Source organism: Bradyrhizobium sp. S3.7.6 (assembly GCF_054061875.1).
Map to the genome: position 1 here is coordinate 8,479,645 of NZ_JBSSEQ010000001.1, position 26,387 is coordinate 8,506,031.

The window sequence follows — 26,387 nt, forward strand, 5'->3', positions numbered from 1 at the left end:
ATGCAACTGCCACAGCGTGCGCCTTGTTCCGATTCAATGACATCTTATACTGATTCTTCTAGGATTTGCGCAACAGCATTAGTCATCGACTGCTCCAATGCCGGCACTGAACTGGCAACGGCTGTCGCGAAAGTGCCGCCGGAAAGAAGCCCTTTAAAGTACTTGGCTGCACTACTGATCGCAGGGTCGTTCATGCCTGCTCGGTCCGTACACTCGGAGGCAAGGGCAAGCAGGCAAACAAACTCTTCAATCGCTTCCTGCGAAAGACTACCGCCTTGTTCGAGAGCACGGTCAAATCGCAACTTGTACTTGCCAAGTTGTATCGTCCGCTGGCGGTCTCTCAAGGATCGAACGACGTCTTCAAGATTTGCTTGTTGGCCTTCCAACCCGAAGATTGCCCCTTTGATGTCTGAGAAGCCCAAAAACAATGAGGCATCCTGTAGAGCAGTCCAATGGTCTTCGTTGAGACTGTCCACCTTTATTGCGCAATCCACAGGAGGGCTCGTGAGTATTTGGTTGACAATTCGTTTTCGAGCCGTCTTGTCCGGCGGCAAAACCAGATACTTGCGATCGATCCGGCCCGAGCGCTTAATAGCTGAATCAATTCTATCAGCGTAGTTCGTTGCGATAATGAAGATCACCCCTTTCCGCGCGCGCAAATCATTCAACTTGGTAAGCATTCCAGGCGTCATAAACTGGAAAATGTCCTGCTGAGCGGAATAGCGCGTGCTGTCTCGATCAAGGATTAGCTGGTCGATTTCATCCATCAGAACCACGCAGCGCATCTGAGAGTTGAGAACCTCGAAAATGGCTTTGGCGCGCGCCTCCACTTCGGCGCTCCCTCCCGCCAAAAAGTCGCTCACCGATATATTTATGATTCGCGTGCTTAGCGCCTTCGCGAGATTTTCGGCTACAGTCGTTTTGCCTGTTCCCGGAGGCCCATAAAGCAGACAGGAATAATTTGTCGGGGCGCCACCTCCCCAACCGAGCACGAACTCTCTGCCAATACTCTCGTACACTTTATACCCGCTTCCGAGACAACTTACAGGCTCATAGTCCGCCTCATACTTCGCCCACTCATCTCCCTTCTTTTTCGGCAAAGTGACTGGCTTCACGTTGAAGTGCGACAGGACCAACGAAGTGCGGGCGACGTGGGTCTGCAAAAATCGCCGATAGCCGATCAGAAATTCAAGAACCTGACTGGTCTCCCAGACATGAATGGAATTGAACTCGTTGACGTGTTCGGAATTCCATCCAGTGTATTGGGTTCCGCCGACATCAAACCTAAGCGTCCGCGCATTTAGCCACTGCCAGTAGCGCCGGAGCAGAACCACACACTCGGCAGAGAACGTGTCGAACAATTCGGCTCCGTCATACAACTCACTTGAGCGCAGAAGCGAGTTTGCGACCTCGATGCTTACCGGAAACAACGAAAGGCCTTTTGAGGTCGCGAGAAACGGCTTATTCGGACGCCAAAATGCGTTTTCCCTCTGAGCCGTCGCAAGAACCTCCAAGACGCGTTTGAAGATAGGACGATCCATCGCGCCAAGGCGGGATAAAAGGAGCCCCTCGACGCAGAAAGTCAATTCTGCGGGGTCAAAACGAGAATCGGGAATCGAGCTGTAAGACAGATGTTCGTGGAGCGTCGTCTCAAAGTATCGCTGGTACTGATTTAACTCGACGGCAGGCTGAACTTGAAGGTTTCGGCACGCTTGCACAACACGGAGTGGAATGAGCGCGTTCCGAACCGCGTGCGTTTCTTTGTTTGGTTTGATTAGGTCTTTTTTGGCGGGGTCCAATTTTATGAGCCGCTGCGCCTGCTCTGCTAGGAAGGCTACGACCTTAATTTCATCTTCTCGCGATGCTGCTTGATTCGGATTGAAAACGCCGCTTACAAAGGCAAGTGTCATCGGATCATTTATTCCGAAGGTCGAAGAGACCATCTTCGGCGGATTTTCCTTCAAGATGGCATCACAAAGTACGTTGCGGGCATCTGATACCGCTTTCCGTGCTTGGTCGACCAACTTGTTGTCGAGGTTGCGCACCTCAAACGGGAGAGGGTTGACGGGGCTCGATGCAAAGCTCCGTGGGAGCAGCGCTGTGAGAGCGCGCGTGACCATTCCCGTTGTGCTGAATGACAGCCCCTTTGGCGCCTCCGGACCCCCGTCTTGATTTATTTGATAGCACCACCCGAGAGGGCCGCTATGACTCGCTAAAAGGGTGGTGGCTACTTCGCTGAGAAGCCGATTAACTTGATCAATCTCTTGGTTATCTGAAAGAAATTGAGTTCCAAGGTACGTGCGCAGTTCTTGCATCTTGTCCTCGTCAGGGCCGCAGGTGAGATAAGGCCCCATCGCACAACCGACAGCTGCAATCTACCACCACCTTCGTGAAAGACCTTCCTAGCCCCAGCCTTTTTTGTTCGACCGCTTGATGGGTTGCTTGCGAACGCGTTAGCGTGTATCTATTTCTCAGGAATAAGATACGTAATTACAGGGCAAGTCGTGGGAAAAACGTCAAAATCGATTAAGGCATTTGCCTATCTAAGGACTTCCTCGGCCGCCAACATCGGCGAGGATAAGGACAGCGGCCGTAGACAGCTCAGGGCCATCGAGGGGTTCGCAAAGCGGGCCGGGATCGAACTGGCGGGCACCTACCATGACGAAGCGGTAAAGGGCTCCGACCCCATAGACACCCGCCCTGGCTTTGCAGAGATGCTCGAAGCACTGGAGGCGAACGGCACCAAGACCATCATTGTTGAAACCGCCAATCGCTTTGCGCGCGACCTGATGGTCCAAGAGGTTGGCTTCGCGATGCTCAAGGCGCGTGGCTTCGACCTAATCGCCTCCGACAGTCCAACATCCTTCCTCGACGACACGCCCACCGCACGGCTCATCAGGCAAGTGCTGGGAGCCATCTCCGAATTTGAGAAGGCCATGCTGGTGGCGAAGCTCAAGGGCGCTCGGGACCGCAAGCGGCGCTCGGGAGTAAAAGTGGAAGGCCGCAAGTCCATCGCGGAGCAGCGCCCTGACACGATTGAGCTTGCCCGCAAGCTGGCCCGAGCGAGACCCAAGGGCGGCAAACGGTCTCTCAGGGAAATCGCGGCCAGTCTCGCTGAAGCGGGACACACCACAAAGGCGGGCACGCCATACGCCCCTACAGCGGTCAAGCTAATGCTGGCGCGAGCTCCGGGCCGCGTTGGCAGTGATGCGGCGCAAGGAGAGGGCCAATGACAGTTGCGAGCTTCTTCACTTTCCTTGCTGCCGTCGCAGTTTCATTTGAAGCACCTGTGGCTGCTTCAGTATTTGGAGCAATCGCAATCTGGCTCGTCGGGCACGGCGGATAACCTACCGGTGACGGCCCCGTTGAGGCTCCAGATGAGCCTCTCCCAACGCACATGGATCCTAAAAAGGCCGACCCGCCCCCCCGTATTTCAAACTGTTTGGGTTCAAGGGGCAAGCCGCCGCCGAGCTTACAGCAGCACAACACTTCTCCAGAGCGAGAACAGCTTGATCTTGGCGCTCGTCATGGGCCCGCTGTGCTTGTCGAATGTCCCGCCGAGACGAAGTGTGTTGGCTTGCTCTCGATGGCACCACATCAAGAATTGTTCGCCACAGCGCATTCGTTTGACACTTGTGAATTTGCTGCCATCGCGTGCGTATTTTCCGGCACGGCACCGTGCTTCACTGATGCCTCCATTCACCTTTGGATGAGGACGATGGCATGCCGGAAGAGCTTCAGAACCGATTTCGTCACCTCGGATCGAATGAACGAACCCTCGTCGTTCGCTTCGCCACAGCGATACATGTGTTGATCGAACTCTATCAACGTTTATCGGTTGCGCAGGCGAGCACATTCCTCGCGGTTTGGGCTGAGGAAGGACTACCAGTGTCCACGCTGGCACGCAGGTGCGGCGTACATCCTCAAACCGTCTCCCGTCATCTCCGGGTCCTGACTGCCAGGAACATCCGGGGCGTAGACGGCCTCGGTCTCCTCGTGGTCAAGGATGAACGCACCCAACGGGACCTTCGGTACCGCTACGTATTCCTCACCGAGCGAGGGTCCGCCTTAGCTGCAGGCATGCTGGAAGCCTTGGAAACCCCCCGGCTGCGGAGGATACCTCCGATGGGCGTGCTGAACCGCCCCGACTAAACCTGCTCAACCGCTCCAAGCAATTTCAGCTGGCCGACTTGTACGGAATGGCGGGAGATTACGCCCTCTGAGCACGATTTCCTACGGTCGCCAAAGGCTTAGCGGCCGGCATACCGGAGTTATGAGAGAAAGCGAGGCGCGCACCCGCGAATACCGAAGGAGCAAATAGGAGCAGCACCGCTGGAAGCACGAGGGTGAGCCTATCGGTCTCGCTGGCGCATGCAACACGCCTGCTCGGGCAGAGCACCACGGCGCCACAAAGTCGTTCCTCGTGCGCCCCAAGCCCCTGACGGGCGCGGCTTCGCCTCTCTCCATAATGGTAATAAACAATAAGCTACCTTTATGTGCATGCGTTACTTGATGCACACAGTAGTCGGCACTGTCGCCTTAGCGGCCCTAAGTGCCATCCTATCCCTCAATGGGGGTCCAATCTCTAAGAGATAATTCATTAGAGGGTTCACCCCCATTAGTTCACTGAAACACCAACCAAATGAAAGACCCCATCGGCCTGCACGAGCAATACGCTCTCGTGCCGCCGCAAACCTTCGTCGACAGGTTCACCCATCACTGGACTGAGAAGTTCGACATGCCGGCCAGCGAGCCGCTGCGAAGACTCTGGCGCACCATGGCCAACACCTATCAACAATCCATTATAGCAACAGCTCAGGGGCAACTTACCCGTTGGCGTGTTCTCCAACCACCGACCGGCTCAGGTAAGACCATGGGCGCTGTGGTGTATTCTGGCATCCAAGCCGAGCTGAACGCCTCACTGGCTGACGGTATTAGGCCCGTAGGCATTATGATTGTGACGCGCCTCAAGGCTCAGGTTGACGAGGTGGTGTCCGACATCAACGCTTACGTTGGCCGTCAGGTTGCCCTTGCGGACCACACGGATCATAGGGCGACCCCTGAGCAGCTCCATGACAGTGACGTCGTGGTCATTACCCACGAGGCTTACACCAGAGCAAACAAGACCTTGTCTGGTGTCAAAGCTGAGCGCTGGAAGAAACTCACTCGCTGGCGGGGTGGTCAACGGCTCCTGACCATCGTCGATGAGGCATTAGCGAACGTCGTAGAGCACAGTCGGCTGAAGCTCGATGAGCTCACTTTGCTACTCGGCCTGATGCCGCACGAACTGCGTTTGGCTCATGCCGCCGATGTGCAAGCCTTGGAAACATTGCGTGAGACGATGCTGGTTCACGCTGGCATCAACGACGGCTTCGAGGTCGGCACCTCGTTGGCGTGGATCGAAGGAGAGGCTCCCGTATCGGCGGACCTCATGGCCTTGAGGGCCGCGATGCGCAAGCTCCCGTACGATAGGCTTATCGGCAAGGATGACGAAAAAGAACGACAGCGCCTTGCTACGCGATACGACAAGGTTCTCGGTGCCGCCGAAGCGCTCCTTGACCAGTACGCTCTGATGGCGCTTAGCGGTAACCAGCATTCCCTCCATTCGGCCGCACTCGCGGTGCCCTTGGAGCTGCCGGGACCGGTCGTACTCGACGCGACAGCCGGCGTCGACCTGATGTATCAGCTCATGGAAGACCGCGCCGACATCATCCCGACGCCGCCCGGTGTCCGCGATTACAACAACGTCACTCTTCATGTCGCCCGTGCCGTAAGCACCGGCAAAACCAGTATGGAAGAGATGGCGGCGACACGGTTCCCGCGGCTTGAGGCCGCTCTTGCTGAACGATTGTCAGCAGACCGCAAGGTTCTGTTCTGCGTGCACAAAAAGGTAGAGCATCGAGTGCCGAGTAAGGAAGGCTTAGGAGTGGGCGAAGTGGCCTCAGCCCATTGGGGCGCAATCGACGGCAGCAACGCCTATAAGGACTTCGACACGGCGGTCATCTTCGGTCTGCCGTTCATGGACCGCATCTGGGGAACGAATGTGTTCTTCGCCTTTAAAGGCGTCCAGGATGACGATTGGCACGACAATCCATCTTGGAAAGAGCATGCAAACGTCCGTGAGCTGCTGCAGCGCAGGCATCTCGCCACGTCGATAATTCAAGCTATGGGCCGCGTGAGGCTTCGAAAGGTTATCGACGAGCAAGGGCGGTGCGCTCCTACCGATGTGTTCATTGTGCTGCCGAACGGAGAACGGGGCTCAGAGATTCTTCAGTACGTTCGCCAAGAGCTGCCCAACATCTCGGTGCAGGATTGGGCGCTGGACCTTGATGGTCCCAAGGTACGTGTCGAGCGCAGGGGTCTCCCTCACGAACGCCTCGTGACTTTTATGGCGAACCGAAGCCCCGGGCGCACGTCAATGAGCCTGCTCGGCCGTGAGTTCGGTCTGAAGCCCCATCAGCGGAAGGACCTCCAAAAGACGCTACGTGACGAGAACCACCCGACAACTCTGAAGCTGAGAGAGATAGGAGTGACGTACGGGTCGGAAGGCAAAGGCAGGGGAGCAAAGAGCTTTCTTTTGAAAGCTGACTAATTTGCATTGGCCGCACCGCAGGTTTTCCAGTTGGAGCCTCAGGTGCGGCCTTTTTGTTTCCTCTCTGCACGCTCAAAGGTGAACGGCGGACGGGACCTACTTGTCCTTTGAGCTACTGAAGTCGCAATAGCGCGAAGGCAACGGTTGGCCTTGCTTGCGCATCTTTGGCCAAGCCGTACAGTTCATTAGCACTTCCGTGCGCGGGAGCGATCCGCAGGTGCCCTTCATGATCTGATCGTACTTGTCCGCCCCCTTGGTCTTGGTGAACGACAGGTATACCCTTTGCGTATTCCGATCGATCGTCAGCATCGTGTTGAAACAGGCGCTTGAATCAGACTGCATCCCGATGAGCACGCCTTTTTGAAGCTCCTTCATCGAAAACTCTGAATTATCGACGTCGAGGGAACAGTTCGGTTTGTCGCCGTCTGGCTTTGCCGAATTCGCCCACAAAGTCGCCTGCGTCATTTTGCATTCGAGTCCCGTTCGCTTGCCCATTTCATCGAACATGTTCTCGCAATTTACCTTGGTCAGGTTGAAATTCGGCTGCTTAGCTTCATCTTGTTCTTCGGCGATCCTAAAGGTTCCTACCGCGTAAATGCCAAAGTCGCTCTCGCGTAATCCGCTTTCGTCGTATGAACTGAACGCGTCCACGTTGGCGCACGAGTTGGCCGCGCAGGCAGCGCCGGTCCACCCGAACAAACCCAGCAAACTCACAGCAATTGCGCTACGGAAAGGCATTATTTCCCCCTGACCATGATTCGCGACCGTTCGTACTCATCAGTCACAATGACCGCAAGGCCCTTGCCCGAGGCAGCACATTGGCGACGCGTTCACTTCAGGAAAACCCGGACTCGCGAATGATGGGTTCTGCAGGGTTCAATCGAGCTTATACCGCGGAAACTTCGCTAGCGCAGCAGCTATGGCCGCTACGTTTGGGGCTCCGTATTTCCGGCCTTCGGTGGCTTGCGTATGTCCCGTGATGGCGTCGTTCATCTTCTCCGGCATCCCGACCTCATCGGCGATGCGCTTGAACGTGTGACGCCAAGCATGATTTGGACTGATGCCCGGATCATCGACACCCAGCTCTCGCACCCATTCTCCGAGCTTTGCACGCGCAGTCTCAGCACGACTCCGCGACGGCTTTAACGGGTCGGCACTTACTCGTTGGGGCGTTTTGTCGTTATAGAAGAGAGCGCCCTTGCCCATCTGACTCACGAAATCGATGAAGCCCTGAGCGATAAGATGGGTGTGCAGCGGCACGACCCGCGTCTCACCGGTTTTCATCGTTCCGGCTTCAGGCGTTAGAACCATGACGTGTACGCTGTCTCGCTCTTGGATGTCCTTGCCGCGCAGCTGAGTTATCTCCCCCGCCCTCGCACCGGAGTAGGCGCAGAGCCAAGGTACCCAGCGGCGAACCCGCTCGGTTACGGTTGTCGGCTTTTGATAAGCGAGGCTGGCTTTAAGGATCGTGGCGACCTCAGCAGCAGAGAAGCTCCGCCCTTCTTCTCTTGTCTGTAGCTCGCGGGGTACGTCGACTCTAACCTCTTTGAACGGATTGGCACGAATGCGTTTGTGTTCGCGCGCCCAGCTAAATACGCGGCGCGATGCTGAGAGCCAAATTTCGCGGACGGTCTTAGCAGTGCGTTTTCCGGTGATCAGCCCGTGCATCCAAGTGCGCGCGGCGTCCTCGGTGATCCCGTCAGCTCCGACCTCTGCAAACTCACGCTGCATTTCAAGAAACACTGCGCGCCAACGGCTAACTGTATTGGGCTTGATCTTGACTGAATGGACAAACGCTTCAAAAAGCTCCCAACAACCAACAGAGGAGGATTTCGCAGGGTCTTCTTTGAAAATTGGGAAAGTGTCAGGGTTGTCGTCGCGGGAGTAGTCGCCGTTCGCGCGCTTCTCCAACAACGCGAAGGCTGGCATTAGATTGTCACTCACCGCGTCCACAAACAGCGCGTAGGCTGTGGGGTTTAGGGCTTTCCCCTCACTGGCGAGGAACGTTGCTACCCGCGCCTCCTCCGCGACACGCGGCCTTACCGCCTCGCGCACTTCTGGCTCTTTGGCCCAATCCCAATTGGGATCGGTCTTAGAGTCCTCTTCGAAACTTTCGGGCGCCTCAGGACGGATCACATTCCATACGAACTGCTCGCCAAGGTCCCGCCAGTACCCAGGCTTCCCCGGGTCTGCTTCGTGCTGATTTAGGAACCAGTTGTACCAGCGTCCGGCAAGGGCGATAGCGTTGAGTTTGGTAAGAGGCTGGCCCTTGCCATCGCGCCGGGCCCGCAGCGTGGCGATGCGCGTCTCCACCTCCGCTTCCCACTCAGCCTTGCGTGTCTTTGCCTCGTGCCAAGGAGTGTCCGCAGGAAGCTTGAGGTGAGCCTCACGTTTGACGCCGTAGAGGCGTTGGTACTCGACACGAACATCCTCGGGGATGCCTTTGCGGGCAAACCATCGCCCATCCGAAGCACGACTTAATGCAGCCATTCGCAATGCCATTTGTGACGCCTTTTGTATTGTAGGCGGCGCAAATACATCAGGTCTATCAGTAAGATGCCGGGATTACAGGGCAATTCAACTGCGTTGGTACAGTTGGGTGGGCTCGAACCACCGACCTCCTGTTCCACAGACAGGCGCTCTAACCAACTGAGCTACAACTGCATCCTTGCGAGCCGCCTTGGGCGCCTGGACGGGCCGTCGACCTAAGGGGGGCTGGACGGGGCGGAAACTAGGTGCAACGGGCGTTTTTGGCAAGGCCGCAAAACCCGAGAATCGCGCTTCCGACGAGGTTATTTCCAAAGCAAAACCCGGGCTCTAGGCCCGGGTTTCTTAATTTAAACCAGCCGGCCTAATCAGGCGGCGGGCTTGTAGAACTTCGAGGCAGAGGCCTTGATCGGCTCGACGGTCTCGGCGGCGACGCGCTGGGTCAGCTCGGCCAGCTCCTTGGCCTGGGACTGGAAGGTCTCGAGCTGGGTGCGGGTGTGGCCGGTCCACAGCTCCAGCGCTTCCGCCGGCGACTTGAGGCCGAACAGCTGCTGGGCGAAGTCCAGCTGGGCGCTGGTATTGGCCTTCATGAACTCCACCAGCTTGGCGGTGTACTCGCTCGCGCCCTTGTTGGCGGAGGTGAACACGGCCTCGACGGTGCCGTTGTGGGTCTCGGCCGCGTCCTTGAACTTGGCGTAGCTCTCGCGGGCCTGCGACACGCCCTTTTCGGCGAACGCACGCATCTGCTCGGGAACCTCGAACGGAATGATCGAGGCAGAAAACGGATCAGTCGCACCTGTCATGATGTCCCTCACGATAAAGAAAAAATGGAGTGAGCCTTCTGGCGCGCCCGCCGGCCCCGACCTAGGCCTCAAATTCAGCGGGAACGAACACTGGAACGCGATACAAGAAGATGGCTCGCCCAGCGCCGATCACTATCGCTGCCTAAGATGTCAACATTGTGCAACGCAAACGTGATCCGGGCTGCGCCGCGAAATTTAATCGCGGTCAGGGTGATGGTTCCGCCTGAGGGAACCCTGGGTTGAGGTAGTCTGGTGCCTGCTGGCCGCTCTCTTACCCTCCCCTGGAGGGGTCGAGACGAGCGGAGCTCGCTCGGGGGTCGATCGCGCAAAGCGCGAGCTGGGTGGGGTGATCTCTCCACTCGGGCACCGCCTCCATTGAGAGACTGTCACCCCACCTCGGTTCGCATGCCGCTTCGCTGCGTGTGAACCGATCCTCCCCCTCCAGGGGAGGATGGGCACCTGTGATGCCGCTGACGATCTGGCGCATTTCGCTGGGCTGCCCCGCCCGCGAATCCTGCGGATGCCGTTGGGCTGCGGCTTGCGGGGGCGGCTACATTAAGGTTATCGCGGCTTTAGGCTTGGCCGTGTAGACCGGAGCCGTGGACCTGCCTGCGCCTGCGCGCGATACTAACCCTTTCTTAAGGCTGTCATTCCGGCAGCCTTGCACCCTGATGTTGACGAGCGAGACTTGAAGCCGGTCGGATGACGAGTTCGGATTTCCAGTTGCGAGGCGTGGGCGATCCCCGGCTGGCCGTGCACGCGACCTCTCCGTTGCCCGCCTGGCTCTGGTCGATCGACGGCACGCGCGTGCTCTGGGCCAATCCGGTCGGCGCAAGGCTGTTCGGCGCGGCCCATGGCACAGCGCTCGCGGACAGGACCTTCGGCCCGGCGGACAGCCATCGCCGCCAGGTCGCCCGGCTCGCGCGCCGGCTGGCGCCGAACGGCGCGATCAGGCTCGAACGGCTGCACGGGTTCGGCGCCCGCTTGGGCATGCTGATGACCTGCGCCTGCGCCCGCCTCGACTTCGCCGATGGAAGCTCCGGCGTGCTCGTCACCGCGATGGATCCGACGCTGCGCTCCATGCCGCTGGTCGAACGCCTGCATCGTCTCGTCGAGGGCGCCAGGGTGCCGATGGCGGCGTTCGCGCCCGACGGCCTGTTCGTCGGCGCCAGCGAAGCCGCCCGCTCCCTGCTCGGCTTCCGCGATCTCGGCGATGCCGGCCTCGACCAGGCCCGCAGCGATGCGCTGATGAAAGGCCGCGCCGAGACGCCGATCGGCATCGGCCAGATGGTGCTGCAACGGGTCGGCATCGGCGCCGATGTCGGCCTGGTCGCGCTGATCGAGCCTGCCGCCCGGCCGGCGGCGCCCGATGTCGAAGAGAATAGCGCGCGCGAACAAGATGCTCAGCCCGCGCCCGACGCTCCGCCGGTCCCTCCGGCTGCGGTGCCGGACCATGCGCGGCCTGCGCGCCCGAACGAGGCCGCCTCCGGAATCGCGCTGTTCGACGCCTTCGCCGAGCCGGTCGAAACGCCGGCTCCGAGCGAGACCGTCCCGCCATCGGAGGCGATCGCGGACGCGCACGCCTCGAGCGACGCGATGCCGGAGGTCGTCACGATCCAGGAGGCGGCCGAAGCGCCTGTCCAGGAAACTGTCAGCGAAGCGATCGACGCCGCGCCCAAAACTCCGGTTGAAAACCCGCGAGAAGCCATTGTGTCGCCGCAGGCCGCGCCGATCACCTCACACATGGTCGAACCGCCGCCAGCGGAGCCGTCCGCACCGCGTCAGCATCCGCTGCGCTTCCTGTGGCAGGTGGATGCGGAGGGGCGCTTTGTGCTCGGCTCAGACGAGTTCATCCACCTGATCGGCGCACACACCGCCGCCGGCTTCGGCCGCCCCTGGCGCGAGATTGCCGACGAGTTTGCACTCGACCCTGATGGCCGCGTGGCGCAGGCGCTTGCAAGCCACGACACCTGGGCCGGGATCACCGTGAACTGGCCGGCCGACGGCGGCGAGCATCTGCCAGTCGAGCTCGCGGGCCTGCCGGTCTACGACCGCGAGCGCAATTTCGCGGGCTTCAGGGGCTTTGGCGTCTGCCGCGATCTCGACGGACTGAACCGGCTCGATGCGCTCAGGCGCTTTGAGCTGTTGGCCGCGCCGCCCGCACAGCACGGCCTCTCCGCCGACGTCGTCGAACTGGATCCGGAGCCGGAGCCCATGGCGGAGGCACCGCCTCCGCCGAGCGAGCCGCCCGCACCCGAGCCTGAGCCTGAGCCGACACCTGAACCCGAACTGCCCGAACCCGTAGCCGACGCGAATTCACACCCAACCGATCCGGAAACACCAGTGGAAACGCCTCCCAATGTCGTGCCGTTCCGCCCGCCCGGCGATGCGCGATCGCCGACGCTGACCCCGGTCGAGAACAGCGCGTTCAACGAGCTCGCCCGGCAATTGTCCGAGCGCCTCGAACGCGAACGCGAGACCATTGCCGCCGTCGCGTCCGAGCCGCCGACGGCGGAAACCACGCCCGAACCTCCGATGCCGGAGCCCGAGGCGCCGCAGGCGCCGGCCGAATGGCTGACCGAACCGGCGCCGCCCGCGCAGGGCCACAGCGTGCGCGACCGCGCGCTGCTCGATCTGCTGCCGACGGGCATTTTGATCTACCGGCTCGACCGGCTGCTCTACGCCAACCCCGCCTTCCTCGCGCGCATGGGCTATTCCAATTTGGGCGCGCTCGAGGATGCCGGCGGGCTGGACGCGCTCTATGTCGAGCCCGGCGTGTCGTCGGCGAGCAGCACGTCGCAAGCCGGCACGCCGGTGACGATCAGCGCGACGGTGGCGAACGGCGAAGAGCCGCTTCCGACCACCGAAGCGCATCTGCACACGATCGACTGGGACGGCGCGAGCGCGCACGCGCTGATCTGCGCGCTGCCGCAAGCGGCGCCCGTCGTTGTTGCGCCAGTCATCGCGCCGCCTGTCGTCGTCGAACCCGTCGTCGCGGAATCCTTCCCCTACGCGCCCGAACTCGAGCCCGAGGCCGGCGATGCCGACGCCCAGGATCTCGCCGCGATCCTCGACACCACCGCCGAGGGCATCGTCATGTTCGATGCCGAAGGCAACATCCACGCCTGCAACCGCAGCGCGGAAGCGCTGTTCGGCTATGACGGCGAAGCGCTGATGCAGCGGAACCTGGTGACGCTGTTCGCGCCGGAGAGCCAGCACGTCGTGGTCGACTATCTCGAGAGCCTCAAGAGCCAGGACATCGCGAGCCTGCTCGACCACGGCCGCGAGGTGCTGGGGCGCGAGAAGAAGGGCGGCGTCATTCCGCTCGCCATGATCATGGGCCGCACCAGGCCCGACGGCCCGAACTTCTTCGCCGTGTTCCGCGACCTCTCGCAGAACAAGAAGGGCGAGAGCGAGCTCAAGAACGCCCGCCGTCTCGCCGACGGCGCGGCGAATGCCAAGGCCGACATGCTGGCGCGGATCAGCCACGAGATCCGCACGCCGCTCAACGCCATCATCGGCTTCGCCGAGGTGATGATCTCCGAGCGCTTCGGGACGCTCGGCAACGAGCGCTACGGCGAATACATGAAGGACATCCGCGCCTCCGGCGAGCGCGTCATCACCATCATCGACGATCTGCTGGAGCTGTCGCGGATCGAGACCGGCAAGCTCGATCTCAATTTCGCCAACCTCAATCTCAACGATCTCGTCGAAGCCTGCGTCACGGTGATGCAGCCGCAGGCCAACCGCGAGCGCATCATCATCCGCACTTCGCTCGGGCATGCGCTGCCGCAGGTGAGCGCGGACGCGCGCGCGATGCGGCAGATCACCATGAACCTGATCTCGAACTCGATCCGGCTCGCCAGCGCCGGCGGACAGGTCATCGTCTCGACCGCGCTCACCGACCGCGGCGAGATTGCCCTGCGCATCCGCGACACCGGCCACGGCCTGAGCGAGCGCGAGGTCGCCGCCGCGATGGAGCCGTTCCGCACGCCACCGCCCGGCGATGCCGCGGACAGTTCGGCGCTCAGCCTGTCATTGACCAAGGCCCTGGTCGAAGCCAACCGCGCCCGGTTCAACATCAAGAGCGCAGGCAATTCCGGCACGCTGATCGAGGTGGTGTTCGCACCGGTGGCGGTGGGGGCTTAAGTTGCCTTCAACCTCTCCCCGCCCTTCTGCGGGGAGAGGTCGGATCGCCCCCGGCGACGCGCAGCATCGTCCGGCGCGATCCGGGTGAGGGGCAGGGCAACGTGCAGCCACGATGGGCGGTCCACCCGACATCTCTGATGCCGCCGAACCCTTCATACCCTCAACTCAAATCAAGCCTGTGGAGACAGCCCCTCACCCCACCCTCTCCCCGTAGGAGCGGGGTGAGGGAGCGAGAGAGCGGCGCGTCCCTTACTGTTCAACCAAAACTCATCTCGCTCTCTGGCAAAGCCCAAGCAAAAAGGGCACGGCGCGCGCCGCTATGCAGCCTGTTTCCCGTCCATGAGCCAATAGACGATGGCGGTCAGGGCAAGGGTCGATGCGCCTGCAACGATGAACGCGGCGAGATAGTCGCCATTCGGGCTGAGTTGCAGGGCCGCGCCCAGAAGCGCGATCCCGAAGCTGAAACCGATTTGCCGCATCGTGACGCAAATGGCCGATGCGGTCGCCGCACGATCGCCGGGAACCGCCGACACGGCGGCGGCGGTGATCTGAGCGTTGATCACGGCACAGCCTGATCCGCTGACCAGCAACGCGATGACGGTCATGGCCAGCGTGCCCGGCCCCGCATGTGCGCCGGAGATCGCGCCAAGCGCCAGGTCAGCCACGCCGATAAGAGCGAGACCACCACAGAAGAACGACCGTGACGGGATGCGGGTCGTCAAGGCCGCGCCATAGCGCGGCAACACCATCATCGGCAACGTGAGCGCGACCAGGAGCCAGCCCGCCCCGAGCGGACTGAGTCCCAATGGTCCGCGCGCCAATTGCGGCACGTAGACGAGCAGCGACCAGAATCCGGTCGATCCCGCGATCGGGACGAGGCACATCGCGATGAATTGCCGGGATCCGAACAGCTTGAGATCGAACGCCGGGTTGGGGTGCCGGCGTTCCACCCAAACGAACAAAAGCAGCGCAATCCCCGAAGCGGCGAGGCCCGCCAGGAACGTCGCCGACGCGATGCCGCCGAGCGCGGGCGCTTCCAGCAACATAAACGCGAGCGTCGCCGACGTGATCGCAAGAAGGCCGGCACCGAGCCAATCCACCTTGGCGCTCGAACGCTGCTGGTCGAGCCCATTGCCAATTCTGCACAGCACCAGAACAACCAAGAGTGCGCAAAGCGGCAAGTTGACCCAAAAAATCCAACGCCACCCGATCGTATCGGCCAGCAACGATCCGAGCGGCGGGCCAGCGACCATCGAGGCACCGACGATCGTGCCCCAAAGTCCAAACGCCCGCGCACGGCGAGGCCCCTCGTAGGCACCGGCAAGGAGGGCGGACGAGGTGCTGGTGATGCAAGCACCGGCGATACCTTGCAATGTGCGGAATGTCAGCAGAACGTCGAACGTGGTCGCGCACGCACACAGCAGAGAAGCCAGGCCAAACAGCCCTGCACCCCAAGTGAACATTTGAACGCGTCCGTATCTGTCGGCAAGGCTACCTGCAATCGGCAGACAGAAGATCAAGGCAAGGCTATAGACGTCGATGGCCCAGGCCGCTCGCGCGGAAGCGGCGCCGAGGTCGCGGCCAATGTCGGGCAAGGCAGCTGCCAGAGCGGTCAGGTCGACTTGAAACAGAAAGCCGCTCAAGCACGCTGCAAGCAGCGTCGCCGTTTCCAGGGACATGCGATTGCCGCGATGGCCGTCGTCGGCACGCCAACTGGCGCTCCGCGTTTCATCATCATTCTGCTGGGGTTTGTCGAGCATGATCGTTGCGGCCTCCATCGAGCATGGATGGCCGGGCAACAGGCTCTGGTCGAATGATGGTTCCTCAAAAGCTCATGAATCTGTATCATGGCTTGAGGAGACCGAGATGCCACGCCGCTTGCCACCCTTCGCACCCCTCGTCGCGTTCGACGCCGTCACCCGCCATGGTTCATTCACACGCGCCGCGGCGGAGCTGGGCGTCACACAGAGTGCGGTCAGCCATCAGATCCGAAAGCTGGAGGACCATTTCGGGGTCGCATTGTTGCAACGGCAGAACCCGGGGATCGGGATAACACCCGCCGGCGCGCAGCTCAGGCAGGAGCTTGCGGCAGCACTCGACGCGCTTGGTGCGCTGGATGCTCAGGTGCGGCGGCGCTCGAACCGAACGACGTTGCGCGTGGGCGCGAGCTCGGCGTTGGCAACATGGTGGCTCGTCCGCCGTCTGCCGGACTTTACGGCGCGACATCCGTCGATCAACGTTGATCTCAAACCACTGGAGACAGGGGACAGCTCAAGGCGGCCGCTCGACGTGCGAATTGTCTGGAACGCGAGCGAAGACGCACGGCGGACGTCGACGCAATTGCCGCTGTTTTGGGAGCGGATCTTTCCCGTCTGCGCGCCGCACCTGTTGCCCCGGCGGCGTCCCTTGACCGACCCCGACGGCCTGCTGGCCCTGCCGCTCATCCACAAAGGCGACAACGCGACCGGCGACTGGGGCTGGCCCTCCTGGTTCAGACGCCTGGGATTGCCGAAATCGGGCGCTGCCGCCGGCAGCCTGACGCTGGACGACATGGGAATGTGCATGTCGGCTGCGGCCGAGGGGGCCGGCGTGACACTGGGGCGCTCGCTTCTGATCGCAGATGCGGTTTCGTCTGGACGCCTCGTGTCCGCACTCGCCAATTACCCCACAGTCGAGTGCACAAAAATTCAGGTTGCCCAGTGGCCAGCCGATCTGATCGGCGATCGCAGCGTCGAATTGTTCGTGAACTGGCTCGCCGAGCAAGCCGAGACGACCGTGAAGAATATGTCGGCTGCCTAGTCCAAGATGCGTCTTGCTGTCGCGAGCGGCGCGCGATCATGCCGCGCACCGTGTCCAGGAACCTGCTGACCTCGAGCTTGAGGCGATTGCTGCAACGAAAAAGGCACGGCGCTTGCGGCGCCGTGCCTTTCTCATTCACGTGGCCTGGCTCAGCTGTAGATCTCGAACAGGCCGGCGCCACCCTGGCCGCCGCCGATGCACATGGTCACGACGCCCCACTTGGCCTTGCGGCGCGCACCTTCCTGGAGGATGTGGCCGGTGAGACGCGCGCCGGTCATGCCAAAGGGATGACCGATCGCGATCGAGCCGCCGTTGACGTTGTACTTGGCGGGATCGATGCCGAGCTTGTCGCGCGAGTAGAGGCACTGGCTGGCGAAGGCCTCGTTGAGCTCCCACAGATCGATGTCGTCGATCTTCAGGCCGGTGCGCTTCAGCAGCTTCGGGATCGCGAACACCGGGCCGATGCCCATCTCGTCCGGCTCGCAGCCGGCCGTTGCCCAGGCGACGAACCGGCCGAGCGGCTTGAGGCCGCGCTTCTCGGCATCCTTGGCTTCCATCAGCACCACGGCGGCGGCGCCGTCCGAGAGCTGGCTGGCATTGCCGGCGGTGACGAACTTGCCGGGGCCCTTCACCGGCTCGAGTTTTGCCAATCCTTCCAGCGTGGTTTCAGGACGATTGCACTCATCGCGATCGACGACGTAGTCGACGATCGATTCCGCCTTGGTCGCCTTGTCGACGACCTTCATTTTGGTCTTCATCGGGACGATCTCGTCCTTGAACTTGTTCGCCTGCTGGGCCGCGGCCATGCGGCGCTGCGATTCCAGCGAGAACTCGTCCTGGTATTCGCGGCTGAGCTTGTAGCGCTCGGCGACGATGTCGGCGGTGTCGATCATCGCCATGAAGATATCGGGTGCGACCTTGAGCAGCTCCGGATCGATCGATTCCTTCGGCGAGCCGCCGCCCGGGATCGAGATGCTCTCGACGCCGCCGGCAACGATGCAGTCGGCGCCGTCGGAGCGGATCGAGTTGGCGGCCATCGCGATGGTCTGCAGGCCCGACGAGCAGAAGCGGTTCACGGAGACGCCGGCCGTGGTCGTCGGCAGGCCGGCGAGCAGCGCGGCCTGCCGGCCGATGTTCGGCGCGCCATGGGCGCAATTGCCGAGATAGCAATCCTCGACATAGTCCTTCTCGACGCCGGCGCGGTCGACCGCGTGATGAATGGCATGCGCGGCCAGCGACATCGGCGGCGTGATGTTGAACCCGCCGCGGCCGGACTTGGCGAGGCCCGTGCGTGCATAGGAAACGATGACGGCTTCACGCATTGTCTTCTCCCTTTTCGAACGATTTTGAACGGAGCGTCCTGGACGCCATTGGTACACAAAGTTCGACTGGCTTGGGAGAAATAAAGCGGGCCGCAGCATTAACAAAAACGCCGCCCTCTCGGGAGGGCGGCGTGGTTGTTCCGCAGGTCGGAATATATGACGGCCGTCATTCCGTGGCGCGCGAGCGCCTCAGAACGTCAGTGCCTTGACCTGCTTGACCTGCGGCAGGGCCTGCACCTTGGCGAGCAGATCGGGCGGCACGACGCCATCGACCTCGATCAGCGCGATGGCATCGGAGCCCGGCGCGACGCGGCCGAGATGGAAGGTCGCGATGTTGATCTTGGCGTCGCCCAGCAGGCTCGCGAACTTGCCGATGAAGCCCGGCTTGTCCTCGTTGGTCACGTAGATCATCGACTTGCCGAACTCGGCGTCGACGCGGATGCCCTTGACGTCGACGAGGCGCGGCTTTCCGTCATGATACACGGTGCCGGAGACCGAGCGCTCCTGGCGCTCCGTCGCCACCGTGACGGTAATCAGGCTCTCATAGTCGCTCTGGGCGGCGCGCACGATCTCGTCCACCACCATGCCGCGCTCCTTGGCGACGACGGGGGCGGACACCACGTTGACCTCGCCCAGCATCGGCCGCAGCAGGCCCGACAGCACGGCCGAGGTGATCGCCTTGATCTTCATCTCGGCGACGTGGCCCTCATAGGTGATCTGCACCTTGAGGATGCCGGATTCGGTCAGCTGGCCGGCGAACGAGCCGAGCTTCTCGGCGAGCGAAATGAACGGCTTCAGCTTCGGCGCTTCTTCAGCCGTGATCGACGGGAAGTTGACGGCATTCGAGATCGCGCCGGTGAGCAGGTAATCCGACATCTGCTCGGCGACCTGGAGCGCGACGTTCTCCTGCGCTTCCGTGGTGGAGGCGCCGAGATGCGGCGTGCAGATCACGTTGGGATGGCCGAACAGCACGTTCGCGTTCGCCGGCTCCTCGACGAAGACGTCGAAAGCGGCACCCGCAATGTGCTTGGAGTTCAGCGCATCGACCACCGCCTGCTCGTCGACGAGGCCGCCGCGGGCGCAGTTGATCAGGCGCACGCCCTTCTTCATCTTGGCGATCGCGGATGCGTCGATGATGTTCTTCGTCTTCTCTGTGAGCGGGGTGTGCAGCGTGATGAAATCGGCGCGCTTCAAGAGGTCGTCGAGCTCGACCTTCTCGACACCGATGTCCTTGGCGCGCTCCGGCGACAGGAACGGATCGAAGGCGACGACCTTCATGCGCAGGCCGAGCGCGCGGTCGGCCACGATCGAGCCGATGTTGCCGCAACCGACGACACCGAGCACCTTGCCGGTGATCTCGACGCCCATGAAGCGGTTCTTCTCCCACTTGCCGGCCTGGGTCGAAGCGTCGGCCTGCGGGATCTCGCGGGCGAGCGCAAGCATCAGCGTGATGGCGTGCTCGGCGGTCGTGATCGAATTGCCGAACGGCGTGTTCATCACGATGATGCCCTTGGCCGTGGCGGCGGGAATCTCGACATTGTCGACGCCGATGCCGGCGCGACCGATCACCTTGAGGTTGGTCGCCTTCTCGAGGATTTTTGCGGTCGCCTTGGTCGCGGAGCGGATGGCGAGACCGTCGTAATTGCCGATGATCTCGGCAAGCTTGTCCTTGTCCTTGCCGAGGTTGGGCTGGAAGTCGACCTCGACACCGCGATCCTTGAAGATCTGCACGGCAGCGGGAGAGAGCGCGTCGGAAATGAGAACTTTGGGTTTGGTCATGGGGATGATCCTTCGCCTTCCCTAACGGGAGGATCGGCCTGCGACGGCCGGAATTGAGTGAAGAAGCTTTGTCTTCCCCCTCTCCCCGTTCTTACGGGGCGAGGGTTGGGGTGAGCGGCAGCCACAGGCGAAGGTGCAAGCGGAGAGAGCCCCTCACCCGGATTGCTGCTGGACGATGCTTCGCATCGCCAGGCGCGATCCGACCTCTCCCCGTAAGAACGGGGAGAGGTGAAAAAACTAAGCTGCCTTGGCGAGCTGTGCCTTGGTCTCGGCGAAGGCCCAGTCGATCCACTGGGTCAAGAGCTCGACGTCCTTCGCCTCGACGGTGGCGCCGCACCAGATGCGCAGGCCGGCCGGCGCATCGCGGTAGTAGGCGAAGTCGTAGCCCGCGCCTTCCTTCTCGACCAGCGCGACCAGCTTCTTGGAGAAGTCGGCCTGCGCGTCCTCGGAGAGCGAGGTGATCGCGGGATCGGTGAACTTCAGGCACACCGAGGTGTTGGAGCGGATCGCGGCGTCCTTGGCCAGGAAGTCGATCCAGGGCGTCTTCGCCTTCCAGTCGGCCAGCACCTTGGTGTTGGCGTCGGCGCGCGCGATCAGCGCCTTCAGGCCGCCGATCGACTTGGCCCAGTTCAGCGCATCGAGATAATCCTCGACGCACAGCATCGACGGCGTGTTGATGGTCTCGCCGACGAAGATGCCTTCGTTGATCTTGCCGCCCTTGGTCATGCGGAAGATCTTCGGCAGCGGCCAGGCCGGCTTGTAGGTCTCGAGCCGCTCCACCGCGCGGGGCGACAGGATCAGCATGCCGTGCGCGGCTTCGCCGCCGAGCGCCTTCTGCCAGGAGAAGGTGACGACGTCGAGCTTGGCCCAGTCGAGCGGCTGCGCAAACGCGGCCGAGGTGGCGTCGCAAATGGTCAGGCCTTCGCGGGTCGCGCTGATCCAGTCGGCGTTCGGTACGCGCACGCCTGACGTGGTGCCGTTCCAGGTGAACACGACGTCGCTGTTGGGATCGACCTTCGAGAGATCGGGGATTTCACCGTAGGCAGCGTTGAGCTTGGTGACGTCCTTGAGCTTCAATTCCTTGACGATGTCGCTGACCCAGCCCTCGCCGAAGGATTCCCAGGCGAGCGTGGTGACGGGCCGCGCACCGAGCAGCGACCACAGCGCCATCTCGACCGCGCCGGTGTCGGACGCCGGCACGATGCCGATGCGATAATCGGCGGGCACTTCAAGCACTTCGCGCGTCAGATCGATCGCGAGCTTGAGCTTGGTCTTGCCGACCTTCGCGCGATGCGAACGGCCGAGCGCTGCGTCCTTGAGATTTTGGGCGTTCCAGCCGGGGCGCTTGGCGCAGGGGCCGGAGGAGAAATGCGGCACGTTCGGCCGCGAAGCGGGCTTCGCTACAGTCATGATCTACCCTTCCAGATAGTAAGCCTCCCGTTGGGGGGAGGTGTCCCGCCGCGGCTGATACGGGAAACGGGAAGAGTCGTCAAGGAAGTTCCGGCGTCTCACGCTGGAGTGAAGGCGCTTCCGGCGCAATCTTGGGGGATTCGACCACGGCAAGCGCGTTCAGCAAGTCCGTGGCATCGCTGATCAATTGCGCGGCACGACGGCGGCTGCCGACTTTCAAAATGCATTTGTCATTGGCCTGCACGACGTAATCGTTGCCGACTTTGATCATGGAATAGCTTGTCATCGAAATCCCCGAACCGACCGAGCCCGGTGTCTGACGCTGCCGTAGCACCGTTCGTTCCCGGCTCAACGTGAACGACGGCTGGGTAGTTTACCGGCTCTTAATATGAACGAATGCGCGATCCGAATTTGCTGATCGCGCAAGGCTCGCGACGAGCTGCGTCAAAAGCGGACAGTCATACCGACGTGACTCGCAGCGAACCCGAGCCGCTTGTAGAAGCGCTGCGCGTCTGTTCGCGTCTGATGCGTCAGCAGTTCGACCAGATTGCAGCCGCGCGCTTTCGCTTCCGCGACCGCCCATTGCACCAGCTGCTCGCCGATGCCGCGGCTGCGACAATCGGAAGCAACGCGGACATCTTCGAGCAGACCGCGGATGCCGCCTTGCGTGCTGATGCCCGGCAAGATCGCAAGCTGCAGGCAGCCGACCACCCTGCCCTCGCTCTCTGCGACCACGAGCGTGAGATTTTGATCGCGCGCGACCCGCTCGAACGCCTGGTAATAGGACTCAGGCAGCGGATCCTCCACGCGCTCGCGGGCGCGCCCGAGATGATCGTCGGCAAGCATGGCGACGATCGCCGCAACGTCCTCGCGGCGCGCGGGACGGATGGAGACGGACTTCTCGTTCATGTCGGGAAACTCCAAGAATCAGCGCGACTCTCAGCGCGCCGGTGGAAGGCCGAGCCAGGCTTCGGCCTCGCCGATCCAGCGGCGGATGGCGGCATGGCGGCCGAGATCGAAGCCACCTTCATGCGCGAGGCGGGTATAGGCGAGCAGCGAGACGTCGGCGAGCGAAACTTCCTCGCCGGCGAAGAAGCGGCTTGCCGCAAGATGCTGCTCCATGCGGTCGAGCGCCGCATAGCCGCGCTTGACCTTGTCAGGATCGAGCTCGGACGCATCCTTGCCGAGATAGACCAGCTGGAAGCGGCACACCGCGATATAGGGCTCGTGGCTGTACTGCTCCCAGAACAGCCATTCGTCCATCTTGGCCGCAGTGAAGGTATCGCGCGGAACGAGCGCGCTGTCGCGGGCGAGATAGCGGATGATGGCATTGGACTGCGCCAGCGTGCGGCCGTCGTCGAAGGCGACAGTGGGCACCTGGCCGGCGCCGTTCATTTTCAGGAATTGCGGCGTGCGCGTCTCACCCTTGCGGGTGTCGATTTCGATCCAGTCGTAGGGCAATGCGAGCTTGTCGCAGACCCACTTCACCTTGAGACAATTGCCGGAATTGGTGTCGCCGTAGATCTTCATCGCCGTCGCCCCGTTTTGGAGCGACAGAGCATCAGGACGGAGGGAACCTGTCAACCGCGGCGCGGCGAAGCAGCGTCAGAACTTGTAACCGAGCCCGACGCGCGCATTGTTCAGCGTCACCGACGTGTTCATGACGGGAGAGAACTTCACGTATTCATATTCCACCCGTGCGAACAATCCTTCCCACAGGCAGTATTCCAGTCCGAGACCGGCGGTCCAGCCGACCACGAAATTGTTGGTCCTGTGCTGGGTCTGCGTCTGCGACTGCGCCAAAACCTGGTGCGGCGTTCCGATGATGGTGATGACGTTACCGAATGCGTCCTGCACGGTCGCATCCTGACGCAGCTTCACATCGCTCGTCACGGTGCGGGAGACGTCCATGCGGCCGACGGCCGCGCCGGCGAACGCGTAAGGCATGAAATCGCCACCGTCCCAACCCACGCGCCCGCGGAGCGTGACCATGTCCTTGACGGTCGCTGCGGCGGTGCCGGTCAATGTCGTGAGATAGTGGTTGGTCACGCCGGTGGGCTGGACGTCACCAGGCGGGTTGACGATATCGAGCGAATTGGAGCCGGACGACTGCGAGGAAATCTTGTTGAAATAGGTGTAGGTGCCCTCGAGGCCGAGAACGGCATCGTACCATTGCCAGTTGCGGCCGACGAAGCCGCCGAAATTTGCGCCTTGCGTCGTGGTCTTGTTGAGGAGCGACCACGACGACGTCGGCCCTTGCAGCACGCTGTCGCGGAAGATGAAATTGGTCAGGCCGACGACGCTCTGGCTGAAATCGGTCGATGCCGAGGAGTAGCCGAAGCTGCCGCCGGCATAGACGCCGTCCCAGTTGCGCGTCGTCTTCGACAGGCCGTCGGTGAAGCCGCCGCGCAGGATGGGCAGATCCGGCATGTCGGCCGCTTGCGCGGCAGACACCGTCCCCAACATCGCCGCTGCCAACATCAGCCTACGCATTGCAACGCTCCATCGAACTCGAACTTTCACTCGTGATCATGGCTCGTTAACCTTAACCAATGGTTGCGCCTGACGTTTTCGTCGCCGCTCGCCATGAAAAAAAATGCAAAGCAAAACGGCGCGGGATGATCCCGCGCCGTTAAGAGACGTTAAGCGATGGAACTGACGATCAGCCTTTGGTGACGAGCGGCGGCATGTAGGTCGGCGGGCTGCTCAGATCCCAACGCACGCCGAGTTTCACGTCATGCGAAGTGATATCCTTGATCTTGATCGTCGACGGACCCGAGATGCTATTGTCGTAGGCGCGGAAGTTGCCGGGATTGGCGTCGCCGAGATCCATGTAGCTGTAGGCGAGTTCGACGGTGAAGCCGGGGCTGACCTTGTAGGCAAGACCGGCGTGGGCGGCCCAGGCGAAATTCCACTTACCGTTGTCGGCAAAGTAGGTTGCGCTGCTGGACGGCACGCCGCCAGCGATCTGAATGCCGTCGTCACGGAATCCACTGAGCTTGTTGTAGGAGCCGCCGACACCAGCACCGACGAACGGGGTGATACACCACCAGGTGCCGAGATCGACATAGGCATTCGCCATGACGACCCACTCCGACTTGCTACCGGAGTAGCTGTCGGACCCGACGAAGCCGGGTGCGATGACGTTGTCCGCACCGTGCAGATTGGCCCTGCCGCGATACTGGCCGATCACGTCGGCGCGGAACCAGTTGTTGAAGCGATAGCCGACGCCGAGGTCGAACAGCGGCGAGGAGTCGAAGCCGAGTCCCACCGTGGTCGTCGGGAACGTCTGCGCGGTCGCGCTGTCGATCCGCTTGGCGCTCTGGTTGGTCATGCCGATGTCGCCGCGGAGATACCAGCCGCCGAAGTCGGCGGGCGGAGCCGGCGGCGCGTACATGGGAGGCGGAGCGGCGATCGGCATATCGGCGGCGAACGCCATCGAAGAGATGAGGGTCGCCGCACCTGCGGCAAGGAGAGACTTAACGCTACGCATTTGGCTTCGTCCTTATGGCCGGTGAGGCAAAATGCTGACGCCCCACGTTCTGGAAACTCACGGGAAGACGATGGCACCAAATGTTTAAGCGCCACTTAACCCTAATTTTTAAGGTTGATTTTTTCTCACCACTCGCGCGCATGCGGCAGAAGCGTTGCAAAAATGCGGCGCCCCGACGCACCAATTGCTAACGATTGATGAAGCCGCAACGCAGCGAAGCAGGATTTGTTAACGCAGGTGCCGCGGCAGCTTGGGCAGGAACACCGCAAGCAGGCCGATCGCCGGCAGCCAGGCACAAACCTGGTAGACGAACTCGATCGAGGTATGATCGGCGAGCTTGCCGAGCACGGCGGCACCCAGACCGCCGATGCCGAAGGCAACGCCGAAGAACACGCCCGAGATCATGCCGAAGCGGTGCGGCACCAGTTCCTGCGCGAACACGATGATCGACGACGTCGTCGAGGAGATGATCAAGCCGATGATCACCGACAGCACCGCGCTCGCATAGAGCCCGGCATAGGGCAGCGCCAGCGTGAACGGCAGCGCACCGAGGATCGAGATCCAGATCACGATCTTGCGGCCGAAGCGATCGCCCAGCGGACCGCCGAAGAACGCGCCGACCGCATTCGCGGCAAGGAAGATGAAAAGATAGATCTGCGCCGCCTGCGTCGACACGCCGAAGCGGTCGATCAGATAGAAGATGTAGTAGCTCGACAGGCTCGAGACGTAGAGCTGCTTCGAGAACAAGAGCGCCACCAGCACGGCAAGCGCGACCGCGACGCGGCGCGAGCTCGGCGCGTCGGGATGGGCCTGAACCGTCGCCGTCTTCTTCGCCTTGATCTGCGGCTCATACCAGCGGCCGATGCGCCAGAGGATGAGGATCGCGAGGAACGCGATCGAGGAGAACCATGCGATGCTGCCCTGCCCGAACGGCACCACGATCAACGCCGCCAGCACCGGCCCCATCGACGTGCCGAAGCTGCCGCCGAGCTGGAACACCGATTGCGCAAAACCGTAGCGACCGCCGGAGGCGAGCCGCGCGATGCGCGCGGATTCAGGATGAAACACCGCCGAGCCGAGGCCGACCAGCGCGGCAGCAATCAGGATGACGAGATATTGGTGCGCGGCGCTGAGCAGCAGCAGGCCGAAGAAGGTCGAGGCCATGCCGATCGACAGCGAATAGGGCTGCGCCTTCTTGTCGGTGTAGTGCCCGACCACCGGCTGGAGCAGCGAGGCCGTGAACTGGAAGGCCAGCGTGATCATGCCGATCTGCGCGAAGTCGAGCGCGTAGGTGTCCTTCAGGATCGGATACACCGAGGCGATCAGCGACTGCATGGTGTCGTTGAGGAAGTGCGAGAAGCTGATGCCGGCGAGCACGACATAGGCCGGTCCTGCGGCAGCCCGTGCGGCGGGCGCCACGTCGCTGACGACGACCGGTTCGGTCAGCGTTTCCTCGGAGACGACGACAGGCTTGTTCAATGGAGCATCCTGGCGGGCACGGCAGATTGCCGCACCGCCTAACTACGATGCCGGCTGCGGCCGATCCACCGCCA

General features: G+C 61.9%; 19 protein-coding genes and 1 tRNA gene. 5 read left to right on the forward strand and 15 right to left on the reverse strand.

What is annotated here, in order from left to right:
- Nucleotides 1-44: 44 nt before the first annotated feature.
- Entirely contained in the window at nt 45-2,315 is a 2,271-nt protein-coding gene (locus tag ACVJ5M_RS40910; RefSeq protein WP_456679614.1) for an ATP-binding protein, read from the reverse strand.
- Nucleotides 2,316-2,504: 189 nt separating this feature from the next.
- Here ACVJ5M_RS40910 and ACVJ5M_RS40915 point away from each other — a divergent pair, with 189 nt between their 5' ends.
- The 3 genes from ACVJ5M_RS40915 (at nt 2,505) to ACVJ5M_RS40925 (ending at nt 6,592) form a co-directional block, all read left to right on the forward strand.
- The gene (locus tag ACVJ5M_RS40915) at nt 2,505-3,233 is read left to right on the forward strand and encodes a recombinase family protein (RefSeq protein WP_456679615.1); all 729 of its coding nucleotides are present in this window, start codon (nt 2,505-2,507) and stop codon (nt 3,231-3,233) included.
- A 490-nt stretch (nt 3,234-3,723) separates the two neighbouring features.
- Nucleotides 3,724-4,152 (forward strand): MarR family winged helix-turn-helix transcriptional regulator, encoded by a 429-nt coding sequence (locus ACVJ5M_RS40920; protein WP_456679616.1) that lies wholly within the window; start codon nt 3,724-3,726, stop codon nt 4,150-4,152.
- Nucleotides 4,153-4,642: 490 nt separating this feature from the next.
- The gene (locus ACVJ5M_RS40925; protein ID WP_456679617.1) at nt 4,643-6,592 is read left to right on the forward strand and encodes a hypothetical protein; all 1,950 of its coding nucleotides are present in this window, start codon (nt 4,643-4,645) and stop codon (nt 6,590-6,592) included.
- A gap of 96 nt (nt 6,593-6,688) precedes the next feature.
- Here ACVJ5M_RS40925 and ACVJ5M_RS40930 read toward each other — a convergent pair whose 3' ends face one another.
- The 4 genes from ACVJ5M_RS40930 to ACVJ5M_RS40945 all read right to left on the reverse strand — a co-directional run bounded on the left by ACVJ5M_RS40930 (nt 6,689) and on the right by ACVJ5M_RS40945 (nt 9,882).
- Entirely contained in the window at nt 6,689-7,330 is a 642-nt protein-coding gene (locus ACVJ5M_RS40930; RefSeq protein WP_456679618.1) for a hypothetical protein, read from the reverse strand.
- Nucleotides 7,331-7,468: 138 nt separating this feature from the next.
- Complete coding sequence (locus tag ACVJ5M_RS40935; protein WP_456679619.1) at nt 7,469-9,094, reverse strand: tyrosine-type recombinase/integrase; 1,626 nt, start codon at nt 9,092-9,094, stop codon at nt 7,469-7,471.
- Nucleotides 9,095-9,179: 85 nt separating this feature from the next.
- Nucleotides 9,180-9,256: transfer RNA gene (locus tag ACVJ5M_RS40940), tRNA-His, on the reverse strand.
- 191 nt (nt 9,257-9,447) lie between these two features.
- Nucleotides 9,448-9,882 carry a phasin gene (locus ACVJ5M_RS40945; protein WP_063985516.1) on the reverse strand — a complete coding sequence of 145 codons (435 nt, stop codon included), beginning with the start codon at nt 9,880-9,882 and terminating at the stop codon, nt 9,448-9,450.
- A gap of 702 nt (nt 9,883-10,584) precedes the next feature.
- On the opposite strand from ACVJ5M_RS40945, the gene ACVJ5M_RS40950 reads away from it, so the two are divergent.
- Entirely contained in the window at nt 10,585-14,031 is a 3,447-nt protein-coding gene (locus tag ACVJ5M_RS40950; protein ID WP_231143632.1) for a PAS domain-containing protein, read from the forward strand.
- Nucleotides 14,032-14,348: 317 nt separating this feature from the next.
- Here the strand turns inward: ACVJ5M_RS40950 and ACVJ5M_RS40955 are convergent, their stop codons facing one another.
- A complete protein-coding gene (locus tag ACVJ5M_RS40955; RefSeq protein WP_231143633.1) occupies nt 14,349-15,791 on the reverse strand; it encodes an MFS transporter in 1,443 nt (480 codons plus the stop codon).
- A gap of 106 nt (nt 15,792-15,897) precedes the next feature.
- Between ACVJ5M_RS40955 and ACVJ5M_RS40960 the strand changes: the two genes are divergently transcribed.
- Nucleotides 15,898-16,830 (forward strand): LysR substrate-binding domain-containing protein, encoded by a 933-nt coding sequence (locus tag ACVJ5M_RS40960; RefSeq protein WP_063985519.1) that lies wholly within the window; start codon nt 15,898-15,900, stop codon nt 16,828-16,830.
- 149 nt (nt 16,831-16,979) lie between these two features.
- Here ACVJ5M_RS40960 and ACVJ5M_RS40965 read toward each other — a convergent pair whose 3' ends face one another.
- From ACVJ5M_RS40965 to ACVJ5M_RS41005, 9 genes are all read right to left on the reverse strand, one after another.
- Entirely contained in the window at nt 16,980-18,152 is a 1,173-nt protein-coding gene (locus ACVJ5M_RS40965; protein WP_063985520.1) for a thiolase family protein, read from the reverse strand.
- A 189-nt stretch (nt 18,153-18,341) separates the two neighbouring features.
- On the reverse strand, nt 18,342-19,931 hold the full coding sequence (serA, locus tag ACVJ5M_RS40970; protein ID WP_063985521.1) for a phosphoglycerate dehydrogenase: 1,590 nt from the start codon (nt 19,929-19,931) through the stop codon (nt 18,342-18,344).
- Nucleotides 19,932-20,168: 237 nt separating this feature from the next.
- Nucleotides 20,169-21,341, reverse strand: coding sequence for a phosphoserine transaminase (locus ACVJ5M_RS40975; protein WP_028151805.1), 1,173 nt, complete (start codon nt 21,339-21,341; stop codon nt 20,169-20,171).
- 79 nt (nt 21,342-21,420) lie between these two features.
- The gene (locus ACVJ5M_RS40980) at nt 21,421-21,627 is read right to left on the reverse strand and encodes a hypothetical protein (RefSeq protein ID WP_028151806.1); all 207 of its coding nucleotides are present in this window, start codon (nt 21,625-21,627) and stop codon (nt 21,421-21,423) included.
- Nucleotides 21,628-21,785: 158 nt separating this feature from the next.
- Complete coding sequence (locus tag ACVJ5M_RS40985; RefSeq protein WP_063985523.1) at nt 21,786-22,250, reverse strand: GNAT family N-acetyltransferase; 465 nt, start codon at nt 22,248-22,250, stop codon at nt 21,786-21,788.
- Between the two features lie 30 nt (nt 22,251-22,280).
- On the reverse strand, nt 22,281-22,871 hold the full coding sequence (locus tag ACVJ5M_RS40990) for a glutathione S-transferase family protein (RefSeq protein WP_063985524.1): 591 nt from the start codon (nt 22,869-22,871) through the stop codon (nt 22,281-22,283).
- A 75-nt stretch (nt 22,872-22,946) separates the two neighbouring features.
- Nucleotides 22,947-23,834: an outer membrane protein gene (locus ACVJ5M_RS40995; RefSeq protein ID WP_063985525.1), complete on the reverse strand. Its 888-nt coding sequence runs from the start codon at nt 23,832-23,834 to the stop codon at nt 22,947-22,949.
- Nucleotides 23,835-24,003: 169 nt separating this feature from the next.
- A complete protein-coding gene (locus tag ACVJ5M_RS41000) occupies nt 24,004-24,834 on the reverse strand; it encodes an outer membrane protein (protein ID WP_063985526.1) in 831 nt (276 codons plus the stop codon).
- A 228-nt stretch (nt 24,835-25,062) separates the two neighbouring features.
- Nucleotides 25,063-26,313, reverse strand: coding sequence for an MFS transporter (locus ACVJ5M_RS41005; protein ID WP_063985527.1), 1,251 nt, complete (start codon nt 26,311-26,313; stop codon nt 25,063-25,065).
- Nucleotides 26,314-26,387 lie beyond the last annotated feature (74 nt).